This window comes from Pseudomonas sp. B16120, assembly GCF_044218845.1.
In the GTDB taxonomy this organism is placed as follows: domain Bacteria; phylum Pseudomonadota; class Gammaproteobacteria; order Pseudomonadales; family Pseudomonadaceae; genus Aquipseudomonas; species Aquipseudomonas paracarnis.
The window spans coordinates 3,488,417-3,509,941 of the sequence record NZ_CP162588.1; the positions used below are offsets into that span (position 1 = coordinate 3,488,417).

Sequence of the window (21,525 nt, forward strand, 5' to 3'; positions counted from 1 at the left end):
ATGACTGCCGGACCGCTATCGCAGGCAAGCCAGCTCCCACATCGACCGTATTTTCAACCCAATAATAATGCTGAGCACTCCATCATGACCCAGCAAAACCTGTTCCTCGGAATCGACTGCGGTACCCAAGGCACCAAGGCCATCGTCCTCGACGCCTCCAGCGGCAAGGTGCTGGGCCTGGGCGCCGCCGCGCACACCTTGATCAGCGGCGCCAACGGCCGGCGTGAACAACACACCCAGGAATGGCTGGACGCCTTCACCGAAGCCACCCACCGCGCCCTGCAACAAGCCGGGGTGGACGGCCAGGACATCCTCGGCATCGGCGTATCCGGCCAGCAACATGGCCTGGTGCTGCTGGACGAACAAGGTGAAGTGCTGCGCCCGGCCAAGTTGTGGTGCGACACCGAAACCGCGCCGGAAAACGACCGGCTGCTGCAGCATCTGGGTGGCGAACGCGGGTCCCTAGAGCGCCTGGGCGTGGCCATCGCCCCGGGCTACACCGTGTCCAAGCTGCTCTGGACCCGAGAACAGCACCCCGACGTCTTCGCACGCATTGCCCATATCCTGCTGCCCCACGACTACCTCAACTACTGGCTCACCGGCCGCGCCTGCGCCGAGTACGGCGATGCGTCGGGCACCGGTTACTTCAACGTGCGCCGCCGCGAATGGGATGTGGCGTTGCTCCAGCACATCGACCCCAGCGGCCGCCTGCAAGCCGCGTTGCCGACACTGATCGAAGCCGACCAAGCGGTGGGCACGATCCTGCCGGCCATTGCCGAGCGCCTGGGCATCAACCCCAACGCGGTGGTGTCCAGTGGTGGCGGCGACAATATGATGGGCGCCATTGGCACCGGCAATATCGCCCCCGGCGTGATCACCATGAGCCTGGGTTCATCGGGCACCGTGTATGCCTTTGCCGACCAGCCCAACGTCAGCCCCCAGGCCTCGGTGGCGACCTTCTGCTCCTCTAGCGGCGGCTGGCTGCCGCTGATCTGCACCATGAACCTGACCAACGCCACCGGGGTGATTCGCGAGCTGTTCGACCTGGACCTCGATGCCTTCAACGCGCTGGTCGAACAGGCATCCATCGGGGCCGATGGGGTGAGCATGCTGCCGTTCCTCAACGGCGAACGCGTGCCCGCCCTGCCCCACGCCACCGGCAGCCTGCAGGGCCTGACCATGACCAACCTGACCCGTGCCAACCTGTGCCGCGCGGTGGTCGAAGGCACCACCTTCGGCCTGCGTTATGGCCTCGACCTGCTGCGCCAGACCGGCCTGCAAAGCCAGAGCATCCGTCTGATCGGCGGCGGCTCGAAAAGCCCGCTGTGGCGGCAGATGGTCGCCGATATCATGCACACCGAAGTGGTGTGTACCGAACAGAGCGAGGCGGCCGCCCTGGGCGCGGCGATCCAGGCGGCGTGGTGCCAGAGCGGCGAACCGCTGGCCAGCCTGTGCGACAAATGCGTGAGCATTGACCCGGCCAGCCGCACCTTACCCGTGGCGGCCAATGTCAGCGCTTATCAACAGGCGTATGAGCGTTATCAACAGCACGTGGCAACCCTTTGAGAGCGAGCAACTATGTATCTGGTGTGTGGTGAAGCGCTGTTTGATTTCTTCAGCGAGGAGGATGCCAGCGGGCAGGCCGCCAAGCTCAACTACAAGGCGATTGCCGGTGGCTCGCCGTTCAACGTGGCGGTGGGTTTGCGCCGCCTGGGGATCGAGTCGGGGCTCTTCGCCGGCCTGTCCACCGATTACCTTGGACGGCGCTTGCAGCAGGTCCTGAATGACGAAGGTATCTGCGAACGCTTTCTGGTGGCGTTCGACGCGCCGACCACCCTGGCGATGGTGGCCGTGGGCGCCAATGGCTCGCCGCAGTACAGCTTTCGCGGCGAAGGCTGCGCCGACCGGCAATTGCAACTGACGCACCTGCCGCCCCTGGGCGATGAAATTCGCGGGCTGCATGTGGGCTCGTTTTCGCTGGTGGTGCAACCGATTGGAGACACCCTGCTCAACCTGGTCAAGCGTGAAAGCGGCAAGCGTCTGATCAGCCTCGACCCCAACGTGCGCCTTAACCCGCAGCCCGATATCCACCTGTGGCGCGCCCGTGTCGCAGAGCTGGTGCAACACGCCGACCTGATCAAGGTCAGCGACGAAGACCTGCACCTGCTCTACCCCGACCAGACACCGGAAAGCGTGCTGCAAGGCTGGCTGCAACACCGCTGCCAACTGGTGTTCCTCACCCGTGGTGGCGACGGTGCGTCGGTGTTCAGCCGCCAGCATGGCAGCTGGTCGCAGCCTGCGGTCAAGGTGGTGATGGCCGATACGGTGGGCGCTGGTGATACCTTCCAGGCGGCGTTGATTGCGTGGCTGACGGAACAGCAGTTGGATTCGGTTGACGGGCTGCAACGACTGAGCCGCGAGCAGATCGACGCCATGCTGGGCTTCGCGATTCGGGCTGCCGCCCTGACCTGCGGCAAGACCGGCCCAGACCTGCCCTATCGTCAACAACTGGCTTGAGCTGAGCGGGCAAAAACCCAAAGTGCCATCACGCAGGCCACGTATTCCGTGGCCTGCGCGCCATGCATAAAAAATTGCGCTACTGGAAAACTGTGCTAAACCCAAAAACAGGAGCAGTTATTACAACAAACCTAGGACACACCCATGCAAAAGCCCAGTGGTTTCTCGACCCGGGCCGTTTTAGCTGTCGGCCTCATCTCATTGCAGTACATGAACCCTCAACCCTCCCACGCCGCCTGCGTTCTCACCCCGGGAACCGGCAACGATACCTATACGTGTAACAACGGCAGCAGTGCCGGCCTGACCGATCTTTCCGGGGATAACAGCCTGACGCTCTCCACAGGCGGCGCCATCAATGGCGATGTGACCTTTGGCCCTGGAATAGATACGGTGGAAATCCGCGACGGCCGGGTCACCGGGATCGTGCAGCAAGGCGACGGTGTTGATCGTGTCGTCATGATGGGTGGGCGAATAGGCGGCCTGTTCCAGGGCGACGGCCGCGACGTGCTTGAAATGTATGACGGCATAATCGACGAGGCTTTTGAAGACGGCGATGTGGCCTACCAGCGCGGTGGCAAAATTGGCCGGGTCAATATGAAGTTGGACAAGAACTTCTATGAAATGACCGGGGGGGAAATCCGGGAGAACCTGGTCACCGGTTTCGACACCGACACCATCATCATTTCCGGCGGCACCATCGGCGGCAATATCAGCACCAGCGGCGGCGATGACAGCATCACCGTCAGCGGCGGCGTGATTAATGGTGAGATCCGTGCCAGCGTCGGCAACGATACGTTCAAATGGCTGGGTGAAGGCAGGATCAACTCCCGGGTATTGATGGGTGATGGCGACGACACGGTCCTGCTGCAAGGCTTGAATGAAAGCAAACTGAACCACACGCCCTTTATCGATGGCGGCCTGGGCAACGATCAGCTGATCTTCGACGCGACAACATCCAGCACCGCGGCCCGCTACATCGGCTTGGAGCGCGTCAGCCTCACCAAAAACTCGCGCCTGGACCTGGCCGGGGATTTTTTCCTCGGTGACAGTGGCAGCAATACCGGCATGTTCAACATCGACGGCAGCAGTACCCTAGCCGTGGCGCAAGGCGGCATCCGCCCCTACACCGCCGGGCAACTGGCGACGCTCAATAACGCCGGCACTGTCGACATGACCACCGACAACAGCGCTACCAGCGTGTTGACGGTGCATGGTAACTACGTGGGCAACAACGGCCAGCTGCACCTGCAAACCGTACTCGGCGACGAAAACTCTGCCACCGACAAGCTGGTAGTGTCCGACGGCAACATCAGCGGTCACACCCAACTGAGTGTCAGCAACCTCGGCGGTATCGGCGGGCTGACCCAGAACAACGGCATCGAAGTGGTCCAGGCACTCAACGGCGCCGTCAGCAGCAACGATGCGTTTGCCTTGAAGGGCTCGGTCTCCGCCGGGGCGTATGAATACCTGCTGTTCAAGGGCGGCACCCTTGCCAATACGAAAAACAGCTGGTTCCTTCGCTCCTCAGTGGTGGCCGTGCAACCGCCGGCGGTCCCACCCGTACCGCCGACACCGGCCGTGGTGGTGCCGGTGCCGCCGATCCCCGCCACTCCCCCTGTAGTGGACTCGGATGAACCTTCCGTGGAACCGCCCACTGCGCAACCGCAACCCCCAATCGAGCCTGCCGCGCCACCGCCCAGCCAAGTCGCTGCAGCCACGTCGCCGCAATCGGCGGCGAGTAACCCTGTACTTCCCACCGCCGTGGCGGGTGCCGCGCCGATTCCACTGTATCGCCTGGAAGTTCCGGTCTACTCCGTAGACATCCCCGCTGCGCAACTGATGACGTTGCAGGCGCTGGGCACCTTCCATGAACGCCAGGGCGAGCAAAGCCTGCTGACCGAGACCGGTGCAGTGCCGGCAGGTTGGGGCCGCGCCTATGGCAGTGATTTCAACAAAAGCTGGTCGGGCACCGTGGCGCCGAGTTTTGACGGCACGGTCAAGGGCTATCAGGTTGGCCATGACCTTTACGCCGCCGAAACCAGCGGCGGGCAGACGCAACGCCTTGGCCTCTTTATCGGCCAGAGCCGCCTGCGCGGCGACGTGAAGGGCTTTGCAATGGGCTGGCAGAACCATCGCTCCGGGCGGGTCAAACTCGACGGCGACAACTTCGGCGCCTACTGGACACTCACCGATCCGACCGGCTGGTACGTCGACCTGGTGGCCATGGGTACCCGCCTGGATGGCGACAACAAGTCCGACCGAGGGGTGAAGATGGATACCAAGGGCCACGCCCTGGCGTTATCCGCCGAGGCCGGCTACCCGTTCAGGCTGTCCGAGCATTGGGAGATGGAACCTCAGGCCCAGGTCATCGGCCAGAAGATCGATCTGGATAGTCAGCAAGACGGCATTTCCAAGGTCTCATTCGACTCCCAGGAGTATTGGACCGGCCGCATCGGCGCACGGCTCAAGGGTCGCTATCTGATCAGCAACACACCCGTGGAGCCGTACCTACGGGCGAATGTCTGGCACACCTTCGGCGGTAGCGACACGGTGACGTTCGACGGGGTGGACCGGATCAAGAGCGATCACAAGTCCTCCACGGCTGATATGGGCATCGGTGTTGTGGCTCAATTGTCATCCACGGTCAGTGTTTATATGGAGGGTAACTATGGCACCCAACTGGACGACAACAACTTTGAGGGTGTCAGTGGCAATTTCGGCGTAAGAGCGCGCTGGTAAACAGGAAGGACGTCAACATTGGGCCTGGCAACTACCAGGCCCACGGGGTCAACTTATACTCAAGCATCCGCTAGTGATAACCGCGAGCACCGGCTCGTTGCAGTACCGGTGCGTGGCTTTGCTTGAGGTCTTCACGCAACCCGGTGATCAGGTTGCAAATCGCTCGGCTGCTGTCGAGCTTGTCAGGGTGGATACCTTTGACTTCCAAATCCACCCGATCCCGGTCGCGATCGTCGTAGACCCTGATCGTCAACGAGGCATCTTCGGCTTTGGTGCATTCGCACCGTTTAGGCAGGAAACTTCCTTCAATAATGCTGCGAAGCTCTAGTTCTGAAAGCATGGCTAACCTCTCCTTTTTTGAGACTGCCAACAGTTATATGTATCCGACAGGCACTTGCCTGCCACGTCTTGCCAACCCTGGAAGACGCTTTCAATCAGTAAGCCTACTCGGCAAAAACCGGGGTGGTTGTAACCTTTCCTCATAAGCAAACCGCTTGTTCATATTAAAGAAAACGGCTTGTTTGGCATCCTCGTCGAACTACATCGATTAAACGTTTAACCCGCAGCGTGGGGACCGGCGTTTAGGTGGGAATCCTTTTTTCGGCAACCTATCGCAGCCCATCAACCCATCACCGTTCAGCCGAAGAAGGTTTGCGATCGACATACGAACCATATATGATTCGTATATCAATTAAACACAGTGAACCTTATGGGCATCGTCAAGATCACCGATCAGCTGCACGAACAACTGCGCCTGGCCAGCGCCGCCATGGACCGCTCCATCAACGCCCAAGCCGAGTTCTGGATCAAGATCGGCCTGCTCGCCGAACTCAACCCGCACCTGCCCTACAACGAGCTGATCAACAAGCTGTTGCTGGACAAACCCGACCTGATCCGGGGGCGCAGTTGATGATCAAGACTCCCGCACAGTTGGCCGTGATGCGTGAAGCCGGGCGTCTGTTGGCGCAAGTCTTCGACATGCTCGACGGCTTCGTCGCCGCCGGCCGCTCTACCCTGGAGCTGGACAGCGCCGTCGAAGCCTTCATCCGCAATGACCTCAAGGCCCGCCCTGCCAGCCTGGGGCAGTACGACTACCCCTTCTGCATCAACACCTCGATCAACGAAGTGGTGTGCCACGGCATGCCCAGCGCCAAGCAAATACTCAAGGACGGCGACATCATCAACATCGACATCACCCTGGAAAAAGGCGGCTTCATTGCCGACGCCAGCAAGATGTACATGATCGGCAACGTGACGCCCAAGGCCAGGCGCCTGGTGGACATGACCTTCGAGGCGATGTGGGCCGGCATCCGCCAGGTCAAGCCCGGCGCGCGCCTGGGCGATATCGGCCATGCCATCCAGAGCCACGCGCAAGCCAACGGCTACAGCGTGGTGCGCGAATACTGCGGCCACGGCATCGGCCGGCAAATGCACGAAGAACCGCAAATTCTGCACTTCGGCCGGCCTGGCACCGGCCTGGAACTGCGCGAAGGTATGGTGTTTACCATCGAACCGATGCTTAACCAGGGCAGCGCCAAAACCCGCAGCCTGAAAGACGGCTGGACGGTGGTCACCAAGGACAACAGCCTCTCGGCGCAATGGGAACATACCGTGGCGGTGACGGCGGACGGGTTTGAGGTGTTGACCTTACAAGCCACTGCTTGAGTGGCAGCACGCTCTACCACACCTGACCCCGGCGCTTGAGCTCCAGGCGCCGCACGAACTCCTCCAGCACCAGGCCATACAGGTCGTCCTGCAAGTAGGCATCTTCGATCCCAGCATCCAGGTTGGGGTTGTCGTTGACCTCGATCACCACAACCCTGTCGCCGGACTGTTTGAGGTCCACGCCATAAAGCCCATCACCGATCAGGTTGGCGGTTTTCACCGCCAGCTCCACCACCGCCTTGGGTGCCTCATGGACTGCCAGAGTGCGGCATTCGCCATTGATAGCCTGACCGATGGCCTTGTGGTTGTAGATCTGCCAATGGCCCTTGGACATGAAGTACTGGCAGGCAAAAATCGGCTTGCGATTGAGCACGCCGATGCGCCAGTCGTAGTCGGTGTAGAGGAATTCCTGGGCCAACAACAGCACCGAGTGCTCGAACAACTCAGCCGTGGCCTTGAGCAACGCCGCCTGGCTTTCCACCTTGATCACCCCACGGGAGAAACAGCCGTCGGGGATCTTCAACACCAGCGGGAAGCCCAGGCGTTCGCCGATGCGTTCAAAGTCTTGCGGTCGTTCCTTGTAGAGAATCTCGGTGGCCGGCATGCCCAATTGGCGGCTGTTGAGCAGATCGGTGAGGTATACCTTGTTGGTACAGCGCAGGATCGATGCCGGGTCGTCCATCACCACCAATCCTTCGCTTTCGGCTTTCTTGGCAAAGCGATAGGTATGGTTGTCGAGGCTGGTGGTTTCGCGGATCAACAAGGCATCATATTCGGCCAGACGGTCGTAATCCTTGCGTTCGATCAAGTCCACATCAATGCCCAGGCCCTTGCCGACCCGCACGAAATTTTCCAGTGCGCGAGGATTGGAGGGCGGTAATTGTTCGTGAGGATCGTGCAGGATCGCCAAGTCATAACGGGCCAGACGACGCAAGCGTGGCTGACGCCAGATCTTGCGGCTGAAGTTATCGAGGGCGTGGGCGAATTGATCTTCCTGATCGTCGCGCAACTTGTGCAATACACCACACTTGACCCCGCCGATATGCCAGCCGTTATGGTGACGAAACTCAACTAACAAGATCGGACTGGGAAAGGTTTCAAACAACTGCCGAGCCAATTCCTGCAAGAGCTCTATATCCGTTCGACCGAAATAAAGTGTCAGAGTAAAGCCTTCGGTACTGCGATAGAGTTGATGGTTCAGGGCTTTTTCCAGGGTTTTATCCAAGTCATCCAGGGCCAACCCATACAGGGCTTTTTTGGTCAGCTCGCTGATGGTGCGTACCGAGGGAATCACCTTGTGCCCGCGTGCCTCGGCCAGCAAGGAGCAATAGTACCCGTGCCCCAGGTACTTGTAGCTGCGGCACAGGTTGATCACCTGGACACGCTTGCCCGTGTCGCTATCCCGCGTGTGCTCCAAGTACTCCTGGGCGGTGACGATGTGTTCACAGGGAAAGTAAGAGGCCCAATCTTCCTTGCGTTCGACAATAATGACAACGTGGCTCGAACTTTGAGCCGCAGCAGAAAAATAACCGTTGGATGTTATTGTCGCCGCAACGGTTTGCTCGGATACTTGACGCCAATGACTTTGTACCGCCGACATAATAATTGATCCGTTTTAGAGAACTTGACCTTTTCTATTAAGCACGATCATTTAGAGAAGTCCCGTTTCCTTACGCAACTTTTACGGCGGTCTTATGGCTCTTTTCTTTCGCGTTGCAACCCTTGACGATATGTCCGACTTGGTGGCGTTGGAGCAGCAATGTTTCAGCAGCGACCGGCTGTCACCGCGCAGTGTGCGCTGGATGATAAGCCGGGCCAACGGCCAATTGTGGGTGGCACAACAGCACGGCCAACTGCTTGGCTACGCGCTGGTGCTATTTCGGCGCGGCACCCGGTTTGCGCGCTTGTATTCCCTGGCCATTGCCGAACACGCCCGCGGCCTTGGCCTGGGCAAACAGTTGCTGGCGCATATCGAAACCCGCGCGCTGGAGAAAGGTTGCGCGTACCTGCGCCTGGAAGTGCGCACCGACAACCCCGGCGCCCTCGCCCTGTATGAGCGCAACGGCTATCGACGCTTTGCCGTAGTCGACGATTACTACCAAGACCACAGTGACGCCCTGCGCCTGGAAAAAACCCTGCCCCCTGTGGGAGCGAGCTTGCTCGCGAAGAATGCCCAGGCACAGCGTTAAACCAGGCTACCCACTTTCTCGTTGAGATTATTTACGCGCAAGCCCACGCCGACATCAGCCTTGGCTTCCAACTCACGCACCAGCGGCAATACACGTTTGCCGAAATACTGCACTTCTTCCTGGAAGTGCAGAAAGCCTGCCAGCACCAAGTCCACACCCACGGCCTTGAGTGCCACGATGCGCTCGGCGATCTGCTGCGGCGTGCCGATCAGGTTGGTCTTGAAGCCATCGTTGTATTGCACCAGGTCCTCAAAGCTGGACTTGGCCCAGTTCCCCTCGCCCTCCGGCGACGCCTTGCCCGCTTGCCTGGCTGCGTCACCAAAGGCGTTGACCGCCTCCGGGTCGGCTTGGTCGATGATCTGCGCCAGCACCGCCCGAGCCTCCTCTTCCGTGTCGCGGGCGATCACAAAGGCGTTCACGCCCACCTTCACCGAATGGTGGTTGGCAGCGGCCTTGGCACGAATATCATCGACCTGGGCCTTGACGCCTTCAGGCGTGTTGCCATTGGTGAAATACCAATCAGACACCCGCGCCGCCATGTCCCGAGCCGCCCGCGAACTGCCGCCCTGGAAGATCTCCGGCTGGCCCAGGGGCTTGGGCTTGAGGGTGTATTGGTTGAAACGATAGAAATCGCCCTTGAAGGTGAAATCGTCCTGGGTCCAGATGCCTTTGAGGGCGCGGATAAACTCTTCGGAACGCCGATAGCGCTCATCATGCTCCAACCAATGCTCGCCAATGGCCTGGAACTCGCCCTTGAACCAACCACTGACGATATTCACCGCGATACGGCCATTGGTCAGTTGGTCGATGGTCGCCAATTGCTTGGCCGCCAACGCCGGTTGCCACGGCCCGGGCAGGATCGCCGCGATGACCTTGAGGGTGGTAGTCGCCGCGAGTAACGCATGGCTGAACGCCACGGACTCATGCTGGTTCTCGGCACCGTAACCTGCGGTGAAGCGAATCTGGGTCAAGCCATACTCAAAACCCGCCGCCTCCGCCAGTTGCGCCAGCTTGCGGTTGTACTCGATGCCCCAGTGGGTGCGTTGTTCAATCTTGCTGACGACCAACCCACCGCTGACGTTGGGTACCCAATAGGCAAATTTCACGGCTTGCTGACTCATCGGACGGTACCTCGCACAGGGGATTTACCAGTGCTTAGGCAGCAAGCGTGCCAGGGGCAGGCAAATGCCCGTAGCCTGGGGGCTGCGGAAAAAAAGGGGGATTGAAGCGATGGCTTGCCAGTGTCTGGGATCGCAGCAGTTTGTGGATCTGCTGTTGCTGGAGCAACAGTTGCGACCAGCACCAAGCGTACCCACGATGCGAAGCGAGTAGCTCTTGATCTTGATCTGCTTTTGATCTTGATCTTAGGCGCCCCGTTAAACCACGCTGGCCGGAATCGACAGGGATGGATATGTACTCGGTATAACGGTGTCGACTGTGAGGCCGCCTTCGCAGGCAAGCCGGCTCCCACATTTGGAGCGTGGGGTGTCAGGCCACGTGCTCAGAACGCCAACTTGTACCCCACCGCCATCAACATCACCGCCAGGCACGGCCGCAGTACCCCGTCGGGAATCCTGCCAGTCATATGGCTGCCCATGTAGATCCCCGGCAGCGACCCCATCAGCAAAAAGCCCAGCAGATGCCAGTCCATGTTCCCCATGCTGGCATGGCCCAGGCCCGCCACCAATGTCAGGGGCACGGCATGGGCGATCTCGGTGCCAACCAGGCGCCGCGTGGCCAGGAACGGGTACAGGATAAACAGCGCCACCGTGCCCAGAGCGCCTGCGCCGATCGAGGTCAGGGCCACCATGGTGCCAAGGATCGCACCTGTCACAACAGTGAGCGCATTCAGATTGCGCGGGCGCAGATGGTAGGAATCGCCAGCATGACGCTGGGCAAAGGCCAACAGGCTTTTCTTGAACAGGATCGCCAGGGCCGTCAGCAGCAATACCACGCCAAGGGCCTGCTTGATCACCGCGTTCATCGCACTGGGGTCGGTGTGCAAGCTGGCCAGGAACCATAACGTCAGCAACACTGCCGGCACGCTGCCCAGGGTGAGCCAGCCAGTGATGGTCCAGTCGATGTTCTTGTTCTTGCTGTGCACCAGCACGCCACCGGACTTGGTAATGGCAGCGTACAGCAGGTCGGTGCCCACCGCGGTGGCCGGGTTGATGCCAAACCACAGCAGGATCGGGGTCATCAGCGAACCGCCGCCCACCCCCGTCATGCCCACGATAAACCCCACGATCAAGCCGGCAACCACGAAACCAATATTACCTACATCCATTCCAGCTACCCGCGGCCTTATAAATTTCTGGCCGCAGGATAGCGATTTTTCTTATAACCACTTATACCGATGCGATCTGAGTTTATGCCTTTTTGGAAACTCCAATTTTTTTGCACAAAACTGCATCCAATGGTCGGGCCTGGGCCGTAGTCATCAACGTAACCCTGCTGTTCTACCCAATGGAGAAACACCATGAACGCTAAAACACTGCTGTGCCTGTCCAGCTTGCTCCTCGCCGCACCGTCGGCGTTTGCCCAGGCGGGCCTGCCGGACAGCATCAAGGTGCCCGATGGCCACAAGGTAGCGATGCACACCACCGGGGTCGGCGAAATCACCTATGAATGCCGCGACAAGGCCAACGCTGCCGGCCAGACCGAGTGGACCTTCGTCGGCCCTAAAGCCGTGTTGAACGACCGTAATGGCCAGCAGGTCGGCACCTACTTCGGCCCACCCGCCACGTGGCAGGCCAAGGACGGCTCGACCATCACCGGCACGCAATTGGCCGTGGCGCCGTCGAGCCCCGGCAACCTGCCCTATCAACTGGTCAAGGCCAATCCAGCCGAGGGCAAAGGTGCAATGAGTGGCGTGGTGTATATCCAGCGGGTTGCGCTCAAAGGCGGGGTCGCTCCGGCTGCGCCCTGCACCACGGCGAACAAAGGCGCCAAGGAAATGGTGAAATACCAGGCGGACTACCTCTTCTGGGCCGCCAACTGAGCAAACTCAGCTACGCTGGCCAGGTAGGCGCGAGCAACCTCGCGCCTACCACGCGTAGACGTCTCCTCAGTGGCAGGAATTCTGGTTTGGCTGAACTCATCTTTGATTATCAAGTGTGCCTGTTAGCCTGCGCCCGCGGCGATCATCGCGCCCTGCACCAGCTCTATGAGCAGGACAGCAGCCGCTTGCTCGGTGTGGCGCTGCGCATTACCCGCAACAAGGCACTGGCCGAGGACATCGTGCATGACGCCTTTATCAAGATCTGGCACGGCGCACACAGTTTCGACCCCCTGCGAGGCTCCGCACGGGGTTGGGTGTTCAGCGTGACCCGCCACCTGGCCCTGGACGTGGTACGCAGCGCCGGGCGTGACGTGCCATTGGACGATCAGTACGAGCCGCTGGCAGAGCCGGCCCAGTCCATCGAGTTTGCCGCACGCTCCGGGCAGATCCACCAGTGCCTGGAACGGCTCGACCCGACGCGTCGCACCTGCATTCTGCACGCGTATGTGGACGGTTACTCCCACAGCGAAATCGCGCAAAAACTCAGTACCCCGCTGGGCACGGTCAAAGCCTGGATCAAACGCAGCCTCGCCGCCTTGCGCGAGTGCATGGCATGAACGACAGCCTGGATGAACTGGCCAGTGAATACGTGCTGGGGACCCTGCCCGCCGAACAGCGCGCTGAGGTACAACAACGCCTGGCCCATGATGCGGCACTGCGCGCAGCGGTGGATGCCTGGGAGCAGCGTCTGTTGCCTCTGGTGGCGCTGGCGCAACCGGTGCCGCCTTCGGCACAGCTGTGGCGGCGCATTGAACGCCGCATCAAAATCGCCGAAACGGGCGTGGCGTGGTGGAACCTGCTGGCGTTCTGGCGCGGGCTTTCTGCCGTCGGCCTGATGGCAAGCGTGGTGCTGGCGGCTTTATTACTGGCGCGCCCGCCCATGACCGCACCCAGCTTCGTGGTGGTGCTGATGGCGCCACAAAGCCAGGCACCGGGCTGGGTGGTGCAGGCCAGTGATAATCGGCAGATCCAGTTGATCCCATTGGGGGTGATGGAGATTCCCGCTGACAAAGCCCTGGAGTTCTGGACCAAGGCCGATGGCTGGCAGGGTCCCGTATCCCTGGGCCTGGTCAAGCCTGGGCAGACCTTATCGGTGCCCCTGGACAAGCTGCCGCCGCTGGCGCCGAACCAGTTGTTTGAACTGACGCTGGAAGGGCCCAATGGCTCGCCTACCGGCAAACCCACCGGGCCGATTCACGGGATCGGCCGAGCAGTCAAAGTACTTTGATCACGAAAGGTTAGGCAGCCACACACGAAACCGCGCCCCACCCAGGGGCGACGCCAAGGCCGTCAAGGTGCCCCCTTGGGCCTCCAGGGCGCGCCGGCTGATCGCCAGGCCCAGGCCAAAGCCGCCGGTTGCGCGGTCGCGGCTGCGGTCGAGGCGGTAGAACGGCTCGAAGATGCGCTCGCGCTGGTCAGCCGGTATGCCGATGCCATCGTCGTCCACCCAGATTTCACAGCCTTTGGGGCATACGCGCACGCCCACCTGGATGCGCTTGTCGCAGTAGCGCGTCGCATTGCGCAGCAGGTTCTGCAAGGCTCGGGCAGTCAGACGCGGGTCGAGGCTGAAGCGCTCAACGGCACAATCAAGCGCCACATCGATGACGATCTCGGGGTTTTCCAACTCATCGTCGACGCTGCCCAACACGCTGTCGATAAACTCGTCGAGCGCTACCTCTACCCGCTCGGGCAATTGCGCCGGGTTTTGCAGGCGGCTGTAAGACAGCAATTCCAGCACCAATTCATCCAACTCCCGAATATGCGCCACCAGGCTTTGCAGACGCTCGCGGCTGGCCAGGGGCAAGTCTTCGGAAAGCGCCAGGGCCAGCCCGAAATCCAGGCGGGTAAGCGGCGTGCGCAGTTCATGGGAGACCGCATTGAGCAAGTCGCGCTGCTGGTTCAAGAGATGCTCGATATCGTCGGCCATGGTGTCGAACACCGCCGCCAGGCCGCCGATGCTGGAGCTGGGTGCAAGCCCCGTACGGGCCTCCAAGTGGCCCTTACCCAATAGCGCGGCGGTACTTTTCAGACGTTCCAGGTCACGCCAGTGCGGACGCAGCCACACCAGCAGGCACGCCAACAAGGCTGCGCCGACCAGCACGTTCATCGACCAGTACAGCAGGTTCATGTCCAACGGGTCTGGCGGTACGGTCAGCTTGACCGCGAACTGCTGGTTGATCGGCGAACTGATTTCCTCCATCCAGCCCCACTCGCCCAGGCGGATCACCGGTTTGCCTTGCTCCAGTAACTGTTCTTCCTCAGGGGTGTAGCGGGCGTCCTGGCGCAGCAACAGTTGCACTTTCAACGGTGCAAAATCGCGGCTCAACTGGTCGGTCACCTGGGACCAGCGCTCCACCGGTGCGCGCTGGTACTGCTTGACCATGAGTTTTTGCAGGCCGCGGGACTGTTCGATGTTGTAGTTCATGTAGCGGTGTTCGAACAGCTGGATCACCAGCTTGGGAATCAGGTAAATCGCCGCACTGTAGGTGACGATGGTGATCAGGTAGAGGCGCAGCAGTACGCGAAACATGGTTCAGCATTCCCACTCGGAACGGCTGAACAGATACCCCTTGCCCCACACCGTCTTGATCTTGCGCGCCTCGCCCGCATGGTCGTCGAACTTGCGCCGCAGCTTGGAGATGGCCACGTCCACCGAACGGTCGGTACCGTTGAACTCGATACCGCGCAGGCGTTGCAGGATCTGATCGCGGCTGAGCACTTCGCCGGCATGCCGGGCCAGCACCACCAACAGGTTGTATTCTCCGCTGGACAGCTCCACCGCCTGTTCGCGCCAGGTCACGGTGCGCTCGGACAAGTCGATGCACAGGTTGCCCATGACGATCTGGTCGCTGGCCACCTGGGGTTCGGACAGGCTGCTGCGCCGCAGCAATGTGCGCACCCGGGCCAGCAATACGCGCGGCTCGCAGGGTTTGGTCACGTAGTCGTCGGCGCCCATCTCAAGGCCCAGAACCTGGTCGTGGCTGTCATCGCGGGCGGTCAGCATCAGGATCGGCAGGCCCGCAGAATCGGCGCGCAGCAAGCGGCACACCTGCAGGCCGTCGAGGCCCGGCAGCATCAGGTCGAGGATCACAAGGTCCGGCGGGTTCAGGCGTGCACGTTCGCGTACATGATCGCCACGGCTGAGCACGCTGACGTGGTAGCCATTGCGTTCCAGGTAGCTGGCAATCAGCTCGGAGAGTGCGGCGTCGTCTTCCACCAGGAGGATGTTGGGCATGGTGTTTCCAAATAATGCTGTTTGTTGGTGTGTTGCAGGATTGTGCAAGGATATACGCCCCCGACGCCACGTGCGCCGTACCTTACACTTCTTCACAGACCCGCTACACAGCTTCACAGCACCACGGCGCAGGTGCCTCTAGGATGCGCCAGTCAATATTGGGATAAGAGCATGTCGAAGAATCTATTTGCGCCGTTTTGCCTGTTGGCCCTCACACTGGCGCTGAGCGCGTGTGGTCAGTCGGCAGACGAGGCGCCACAAATGCCCCTGGCCAAAGTGCGGATCGAAACCCTGCAGGCCAAGCCCCTCTCTATTACCAGCGAACTGAGCGGGCGCATCGCCGCACCGCGTATCGCCGAAGTACGCGCCCGGGTCGCCGGGGTGGTCATGCAGCGGGTGTTTAACGAAGGCCACGACGTCAAGCAAGGCGACGTATTGTTCCGTATTGACCCGGCGCCGTTCAAGGCCGACCTGGACAGTGCCCTGGCCAACCTGAGCAAGGCCGAGGCCAATGCGTTCCAGGCGCGCCTGCAAGAGCAGCGCTACAGCCAATTGGTCGAAGGCAACGCCATCAGCGGCCAGGAGTACGACAACGCCCGCGCCGCCCTGCGCCAGACCAACGCCGAAGTGGCCGCCAACAAGGCCGCCGTCGAGCGTGCCCGGCTGAACCTGGGCTATGCCACCGTGACCGCACCGATTTCCGGGCGCATTGGTCGCGCCCTGGTGACCGAAGGCGCGCTGGTCGGCCAGAACGAAGCCACGCCGCTGGCGATTATCCAGCAACTGGACCCGATCCACGCCGACCTCACTCAGTCCACCCGTGAGCTGAACGACCTGCGCCGCGCCTTTCGTGCCGGCAGCTTGAAGCAGGTCGGCCAGGACCAGGCCAAGGCCACCTTGATCCAGGACGACGGTAGCCTGTACCCCTTGCCGGGTAAATTGCTCTTCGCCGATATCAGCGTCGATCCGGGCACCGGGCAGATCATCCTGCGCAGCGAGTTCCCCAACCCGGACCTCGACCTGTTGCCCGGCAGCTTTGTGCGGGTGCGCGTGGAACAGGCCGTCGACAAGCAAGGCCTCAGCGTGCCGCAACGCGCCATCACCCGTGACAGCGCCGGTATCCCGATGGTGTTGCTGCTGGACGCCGAGCAGACCGTCAGCCAGCAGCCGGTGGAGTTGGGTGCAGTGGTCGACAATCGCTGGATCGTCACCAGTGGCCTCAAACCCGGCGACCGCATCATCGTCGAGGGCGTGCAACACGCACGCCCCGGTGAAAAAATTGAAGTGGACGACAGCCCGCTCGTAAAGGAATAACCCGTCATGCCGCAGTTCTTTATTGACCGCCCGATCTTCGCCTGGGTGGTGGCCCTGTTTATCCTGCTGGCGGGCTTCCTGGCGATCCCGCAATTGCCGGTGGCGCAGTACCCCAACGTCGCGCCACCCAAGGTGGAAATCTACGCGGTGTACCCCGGCGCCTCGGCCCAGACCCTGGATGAGAGCGTGGTCAGCCTGATCGAGCAAGAGCTCAACGGCGCCGATCACCTGCTGTATTTCGAATCCCAGAGCAGCCTGGGCTCGGCGACCATTACCGCCACGTTCCAGCCGGGCACCGACCCGGAAATGGCCCAGGTGGATGTGCAGAACCGCCTCAAGGTGGTCGAGCCGCGCCTGCCCCAGGCCGTGACTCAGCAAGGCTTGCAAGTGGAAAAAGTCTCCGCTGGCTTCCTGCTGCTGGTCACATTGACCTCCAATGACGGCAAGCTCGATGACGTCGCGCTCAGTGATTACCTGGCGCGCAACGTGATGAACGAGCTCAAGCGCCTGGACGGGGTCGGCAAGGCCCAGTTGTATGGCGCCGAGCGAGCGATGCGTATCTGGATCGACCCGCAGAAGCTGATCGGTTTCAACCTCACGCCGGCCGACGTCAACGCCGCGATCAGCGCCCAGAACGCCCAGGTCTCAGCGGGCAGCATCGGTGACTTGCCGGGCACCCACACCCAGGAGATCACCGCGGCGGTGCTGGTCAAGGGGCAACTGTCCACCCCGGCGGAGTTTGCCGACATCGTACTCAAGGCCAACCCCGACGGCTCCACCGTGCGCATCGGCGATGTGGCACGGGTGGAGGTCGGCAGCCAGGAATACCAGTTTTCCACGCGCCTGAACGGCAAGCCGTCTACCGCCGTCAGCGTGCAACTGTCGCCCGGCGCTAATGCATTGAGTACCGCAACGCTGGTGCGGGCGAAAATGGACGAGTTGTCACGCTACTTCCCTGCCAATGTGGAATACAAGATTCCCTACGACACCTCGCCCTTTGTCAAAGTCTCGATCACCAAGGTGGTCTACACCTTGCTGGAGGCGATGGCGCTGGTGTTCGCGGTGATGTTTCTGTTCCTGCAGAACGTGCGCTACACCTTGATTCCCACGCTGGTAGTGCCAATTGCGCTGATGGGCACCTTCGCCACCATGTTGCTGCTGGGCTTCTCGATCAACGTATTGACGATGTTCGGCATGGTATTGGCCATCGGTATCCTGGTGGACGATGCCATCGTGGTGGTGGAGAACGTCGAGCGCATCATGGCCACCGAGGGCCTGTCGCCCAAGGAAGCGACGAAGAAAGCCATGGGCCAGATCACCGGCGCCATCATCGGTATCACCCTGGTGCTGGTGGCGGTGTTTCTGCCGATGGCCTTCATGCCGGGTTCGGTGGGGGTGATCTACCAGCAGTTCTCGCTGTCGATGGCCACCTCGATTCTGTTCTCGGCGTTCCTGGCCCTGACCTTGACCCCGGCGCTGTGCGCCACGCTGCTCAAGCCGATTGCCAAGGGCGAACACCATGCCAAGGTTGGTTTCTTCGGCTGGTTCAACCAGCGCTTTGAGCACCTCACCAACCGCTATGAAGGTTGGGTGGCCTATGCCCTCAAGCGCAGCGGCCGCTATTTGCTGATCTACCTGGTCTTGCTGGTGGGCATGGGGCTGTTGTTCAGCCGTTTGCCCTCATCGTTCCTGCCGGTGGAAGACCAGGGCTACACCATCACCGATATCCAGTTGCCACCGGGCGCCAGCAAAAACCGTACGGTGCAGGTGGCCGAGCAGATCGAGGCGCATAACGCCGGCGAGCCTGGGGTGGGTGATACCACCATGATCATGGGCTTCAGTTTCTCCGGTTCCGGGCAGAACGCGGCGCTGGCGTTTACCACGCTCAAGGATTGGTCAGAGCGTGGCAGTGATGACTCCGCTTCCTCGATTGCCGATCGCGCCAACATGGCCTTCAGCGAACTCAAGGACGCGATTGCCTACGCGGTTCTGCCGCCGCCGGTAGACGGCCTGGGCACTTCCAGCGGTTTTGAGTTCCGTTTGCAGGACCGTGGTGGCGTTGGCCATGCGGGGTTGATGGCTGCGCGTACTGAACTGCTGGACGCTGCAGCGAAAAGCCCGATCCTGGCCAACGTGCGTGAAAGCGCCCTGGCCGAAGCACCGCAAGTGCAGCTGGAAGTGGACCGCAAGCAGGCCAACGCCTTGGGCGTTTCGTTTGCCGACGTGGGCAACGTGCTGTCCTCCGCGATTGGTTCGGCGTATATCAACGACTTCCCCAACCAGGGCCGCATGCAGCGCGTGGTGGTACAGGCCGAAGGCGACCAGCGCAGCCAGGTGGCCGACCTGATGAAGATCCACGTGCGCAACAACGCTGGGAAAATGGTGCCGCTGTCAGCCTTTGTCGAAGCCAAGTGGACCCAGGGCCCAACGCAGTTGACCCGTTACAACGGCTACCCGGCCATCGCCATCAGCGGCGAAGCGGCGCCGGGGCACAGCACGGGCGAGGCCATGAACGAAATCCAGCGCCTGGTCAGCCAGTTGCCTGCCGGGCTGGGCCAGGAATGGACGGGCTTGTCGTTGCAGGAGCGCTTGTCCGGCTCCCAGGCACCGTTGCTGTTGGGCCTGTCGCTGCTGATCGTGTTCCTGTGCCTGGCCGCGCTGTATGAAAGCTGGTCGATCCCCACCTCGGTGTTGCTGGTGGTGCCGCTTGGGGTGCTGGGCGCGGTGTTAGCCGTGTCGCTACGCGGGATGCCTAACGATGTGTTCTTCAAGGTCGGCCTGATCACCATCATCGGCCTGTCGGCGAAGAACGCGATCCTGATCATCGAGTTCGCCAAGGACCTGTATGACCAGGGCGAGGATTTGATCGACGCCACCTTGAAGGCGGCGCGGTTGCGCCTGCGACCAATCATCATGACCTCGATGGCGTTTATCCTCGGCGTGGTGCCATTGGCAATTGCCACCGGGGCCAGTTCTGCCAGCCAGCAGGCGATTGGTACCGGTGTGATTGGCGGGATGATCACAGCGACATTAGCGGTGGTGTTTGTGCCGGTGTTCTTCGTGGTGGTGATGAAGCTGGTGCGCAAGCGCCATAAAGCAAACTGATCAACGCCGCAGCCAAATGTGGGAGCTGGCTTGCCAACTCCCACAGGGTTATTGATTGCATTCATGATCAGGTACATCCGAATAAGCTATGGTGCTCACACATAGTTCTTTGTGAGCCACCATGCCCTTCCTCGCCCGCACCCACCCTCGCCTCTCATCCGCCGCCTTACTCGGCCTTGCCGTCGGCCTCCTGGTGCCGGCCGACACCCTCGCCAGTAAAATCCTGATCGGCTGGAACGCCGGGGTCTGGACCTACCTGATACTGATGCTGTGGCTGACCATTCGCGCCAAGGCCGAGGACGTCAAGCGCATCGCCGAAATCGAAGACGAGAACGCCGGCCTCGTGCTGTTCATGGTATGTATCGCCGCCATCGCTAGCTTGGCGACCATTACGTTCGAACTGGTCGGCAGCAAGGACCTGGCCACCTCCGAGCGCCTGCTGCACTACGGTTTCACCGGGCTGACGGTGATCGGCTCCTGGCTATTGATCGGGGTGATTTTCAGCGTGCACTACGCCAGGCTCTATTACACCTGGCCAGGCAAGGAGCCCGCCTTGCGTTTTGCCGAAGGCTTGCTCACGCCCAACTACTGGGATTTCCTGTACTTTTCCTTCACCATCGGCGTAGCGGTACAAACCTCGGATGTGGGCGTCGCCACCCGTAGCCTGCGCAAGGTGGTACTGGGGCAGTCGTTGATCGGTTTTTTGTTCAACACCGCCATTCTGGGCTTTTCGATCAACATCGCCGCCGGGTTGTTTGGCTAGACTGCACAAACCTTCTAGACGCCCACTGAGGCGTCGCCGCTAATAACCCTTCACTTTCCGCCTCGGTGTTGTATGCCTGCGCACAATTGGATCGACTTGTCCCAGGACGCCGACACCGGCATCGAGACCCTGCGCGCGCATTTCGAAGGCCATGCGTATGACCCCCATTGGCACGACAGCTACCTGGTGGGCGTCACCGAACAAGGCGTACAGCAATTCAACTGTCGGCGCATGCGCCATGACAGCGTGCCGGGGCAGGTATTCCTGCTGGAGCCAGGGGAGCTCCACGACGGCAATGCTCCGACGGTCGACGGCTTCACTTACCGCATGCTCTACCTCGACCCGCAGTGGCTGGAACGGGAAATCGCCAGTGTCTTCGAGGAAGCACCCGCCCATCATCAGCTGAGTTTCGCCCGCACCTTGGCCAGCGATCCACGCCTGGCCCTGGCCACCAGCCAGGCGTTTGAGAGTTTGCACCACGGCGAACTGCGGATCGTGCGGCAAAGCGCTCTGGATCAGTTATTGGAACGCCTCACAGGCCAGCTTTACTGGCGCATGCGCTACCGCGATGACCCGCGCTTGCCGCAGGTGGCGCACAAGGCGCGGGAATACCTGCACGCCCATCTGCATCAGGACGTCGGCATGGATGAACTCGCCCTGACCTGCGGCGTCGACCGCTTTCGCCTGAGCCGCGCGTTCAAGAGTGCCTTCGGCCTGCCGCCCCACGCTTATCTGGTGCAACTGCGCCTGGCCCGTGCCCGGTATCTATTGGCCAAGGGCGATCAACCGGCAGACGTGGCGATGGCCCTGGGTTTCGCCGATCAAAGTCATTTGGGCCGCTGGTTCATGCGGGCTTATGGGCTGACACCGGCCGCGTACCGCAAGCGCTGCACAAATCTTCCAGACCGGTAACGCCCGGGCTTGTGAAGATGGTCGC

18 protein-coding genes and 1 pseudogene are annotated in these 21,525 nt (G+C 61.1%); 13 read left to right on the forward strand and 6 right to left on the reverse strand.

Annotated features, from left to right (window positions below):
* Nucleotides 1-84 precede the first annotated feature (84 nt).
* The 3 genes from xylB (at nucleotide 85) to AB4P90_RS16215 (ending at nucleotide 5,256) form a co-directional block, all read left to right on the forward strand.
* Nucleotides 85-1,566 carry a xylulokinase gene (gene xylB / locus AB4P90_RS16205; protein WP_014718703.1) on the forward strand — a complete coding sequence of 494 codons (1,482 nt, stop codon included), beginning with the start codon at nucleotides 85-87 and terminating at the stop codon, nucleotides 1,564-1,566.
* Between the two features lie 12 nt (nucleotides 1,567-1,578).
* Nucleotides 1,579-2,517: a carbohydrate kinase gene (locus AB4P90_RS16210; RefSeq protein ID WP_019816861.1), complete on the forward strand. Its 939-nt coding sequence runs from the start codon at nucleotides 1,579-1,581 to the stop codon at nucleotides 2,515-2,517.
* A gap of 144 nt (nucleotides 2,518-2,661) precedes the next feature.
* Entirely contained in the window at nucleotides 2,662-5,256 is a 2,595-nt protein-coding gene (locus tag AB4P90_RS16215) for an autotransporter outer membrane beta-barrel domain-containing protein (RefSeq protein WP_395605144.1), read from the forward strand.
* Nucleotides 5,257-5,326: 70 nt separating this feature from the next.
* Here the strand turns inward: AB4P90_RS16215 and AB4P90_RS16220 are convergent, their stop codons facing one another.
* The gene (locus AB4P90_RS16220) at nucleotides 5,327-5,596 is read right to left on the reverse strand and encodes a DUF1652 domain-containing protein (RefSeq protein WP_014718706.1); all 270 of its coding nucleotides are present in this window, start codon (nucleotides 5,594-5,596) and stop codon (nucleotides 5,327-5,329) included.
* Nucleotides 5,597-5,965: 369 nt separating this feature from the next.
* On the opposite strand from AB4P90_RS16220, the gene AB4P90_RS16225 reads away from it, so the two are divergent.
* Both AB4P90_RS16225 and map read left to right on the forward strand, forming a co-directional pair.
* Entirely contained in the window at nucleotides 5,966-6,166 is a 201-nt protein-coding gene (locus AB4P90_RS16225; protein WP_003190946.1) for a ParD-like family protein, read from the forward strand.
* Nucleotides 6,166-6,921 carry a type I methionyl aminopeptidase gene (gene map, locus AB4P90_RS16230; protein WP_032901630.1) on the forward strand — a complete coding sequence of 252 codons (756 nt, stop codon included), beginning with the start codon at nucleotides 6,166-6,168 and terminating at the stop codon, nucleotides 6,919-6,921. The genes AB4P90_RS16225 and map overlap by 1 nt, the downstream gene beginning before the upstream one ends.
* A 13-nt stretch (nucleotides 6,922-6,934) precedes the next feature.
* Here map and AB4P90_RS16235 read toward each other — a convergent pair whose 3' ends face one another.
* Nucleotides 6,935-8,521: a RimK family protein gene (locus AB4P90_RS16235; RefSeq protein WP_395605145.1), complete on the reverse strand. Its 1,587-nt coding sequence runs from the start codon at nucleotides 8,519-8,521 to the stop codon at nucleotides 6,935-6,937.
* Nucleotides 8,522-8,615: 94 nt separating this feature from the next.
* On the opposite strand from AB4P90_RS16235, the pseudogene AB4P90_RS16240 reads away from it, so the two are divergent.
* Nucleotides 8,616-9,059 (forward strand): annotated as a pseudogene (locus AB4P90_RS16240) (GNAT family N-acetyltransferase); the annotation flags it as partial.
* Between the two features lie 47 nt (nucleotides 9,060-9,106).
* Here AB4P90_RS16240 and sfnG read toward each other — a convergent pair.
* The gene (sfnG, locus tag AB4P90_RS16245) at nucleotides 9,107-10,231 is read right to left on the reverse strand and encodes a dimethylsulfone monooxygenase SfnG (protein WP_020301111.1); all 1,125 of its coding nucleotides are present in this window, start codon (nucleotides 10,229-10,231) and stop codon (nucleotides 9,107-9,109) included.
* 380 nt (nucleotides 10,232-10,611) lie between these two features.
* Nucleotides 10,612-11,397, reverse strand: a complete 786-nt coding sequence (locus AB4P90_RS16250; protein ID WP_014718709.1) for a sulfite exporter TauE/SafE family protein — start codon at nucleotides 11,395-11,397, stop codon at nucleotides 10,612-10,614.
* 192 nt (nucleotides 11,398-11,589) lie between these two features.
* Between AB4P90_RS16250 and AB4P90_RS16255 the strand changes: the two genes are divergently transcribed.
* The 3 genes from AB4P90_RS16255 (at nucleotide 11,590) to AB4P90_RS16265 (ending at nucleotide 13,399) form a co-directional block, all read left to right on the forward strand.
* On the forward strand, nucleotides 11,590-12,111 hold the full coding sequence (locus tag AB4P90_RS16255) for a DUF3455 domain-containing protein (protein ID WP_014718710.1): 522 nt from the start codon (nucleotides 11,590-11,592) through the stop codon (nucleotides 12,109-12,111).
* An 86-nt stretch (nucleotides 12,112-12,197) separates the two neighbouring features.
* Nucleotides 12,198-12,728 carry a sigma-70 family RNA polymerase sigma factor gene (locus tag AB4P90_RS16260; protein ID WP_014718711.1) on the forward strand — a complete coding sequence of 177 codons (531 nt, stop codon included), beginning with the start codon at nucleotides 12,198-12,200 and terminating at the stop codon, nucleotides 12,726-12,728.
* Entirely contained in the window at nucleotides 12,725-13,399 is a 675-nt protein-coding gene (locus AB4P90_RS16265; protein WP_102666979.1) for an anti-sigma factor domain-containing protein, read from the forward strand. The genes AB4P90_RS16260 and AB4P90_RS16265 overlap by 4 nt, the downstream gene beginning before the upstream one ends.
* Here AB4P90_RS16265 and AB4P90_RS16270 read toward each other — a convergent pair whose 3' ends face one another.
* Together AB4P90_RS16270 and AB4P90_RS16275 are read right to left on the reverse strand one after the other, a co-directional pair.
* Entirely contained in the window at nucleotides 13,400-14,701 is a 1,302-nt protein-coding gene (locus AB4P90_RS16270) for an ATP-binding protein (protein ID WP_019816856.1), read from the reverse strand.
* Between the two features lie 3 nt (nucleotides 14,702-14,704).
* Nucleotides 14,705-15,406 (reverse strand): response regulator transcription factor, encoded by a 702-nt coding sequence (locus tag AB4P90_RS16275; RefSeq protein WP_003190934.1) that lies wholly within the window; start codon nucleotides 15,404-15,406, stop codon nucleotides 14,705-14,707.
* A 171-nt stretch (nucleotides 15,407-15,577) separates the two neighbouring features.
* Between AB4P90_RS16275 and AB4P90_RS16280 the strand changes: the two genes are divergently transcribed.
* From AB4P90_RS16280 to AB4P90_RS16295, 4 genes are all read left to right on the forward strand, one after another.
* Entirely contained in the window at nucleotides 15,578-16,720 is a 1,143-nt protein-coding gene (locus tag AB4P90_RS16280) for an efflux RND transporter periplasmic adaptor subunit (protein ID WP_395605146.1), read from the forward strand.
* 6 nt (nucleotides 16,721-16,726) lie between these two features.
* Nucleotides 16,727-19,825, forward strand: coding sequence for an efflux RND transporter permease subunit (locus tag AB4P90_RS16285; RefSeq protein WP_020301110.1), 3,099 nt, complete (start codon nucleotides 16,727-16,729; stop codon nucleotides 19,823-19,825).
* 121 nt (nucleotides 19,826-19,946) lie between these two features.
* Nucleotides 19,947-20,588 (forward strand): DUF1345 domain-containing protein, encoded by a 642-nt coding sequence (locus AB4P90_RS16290; protein WP_060767814.1) that lies wholly within the window; start codon nucleotides 19,947-19,949, stop codon nucleotides 20,586-20,588.
* A 72-nt stretch (nucleotides 20,589-20,660) separates the two neighbouring features.
* Nucleotides 20,661-21,500 (forward strand): AraC family transcriptional regulator, encoded by an 840-nt coding sequence (locus AB4P90_RS16295; protein WP_014718717.1) that lies wholly within the window; start codon nucleotides 20,661-20,663, stop codon nucleotides 21,498-21,500.
* Nucleotides 21,501-21,525: the final 25 nt, after the last annotated feature.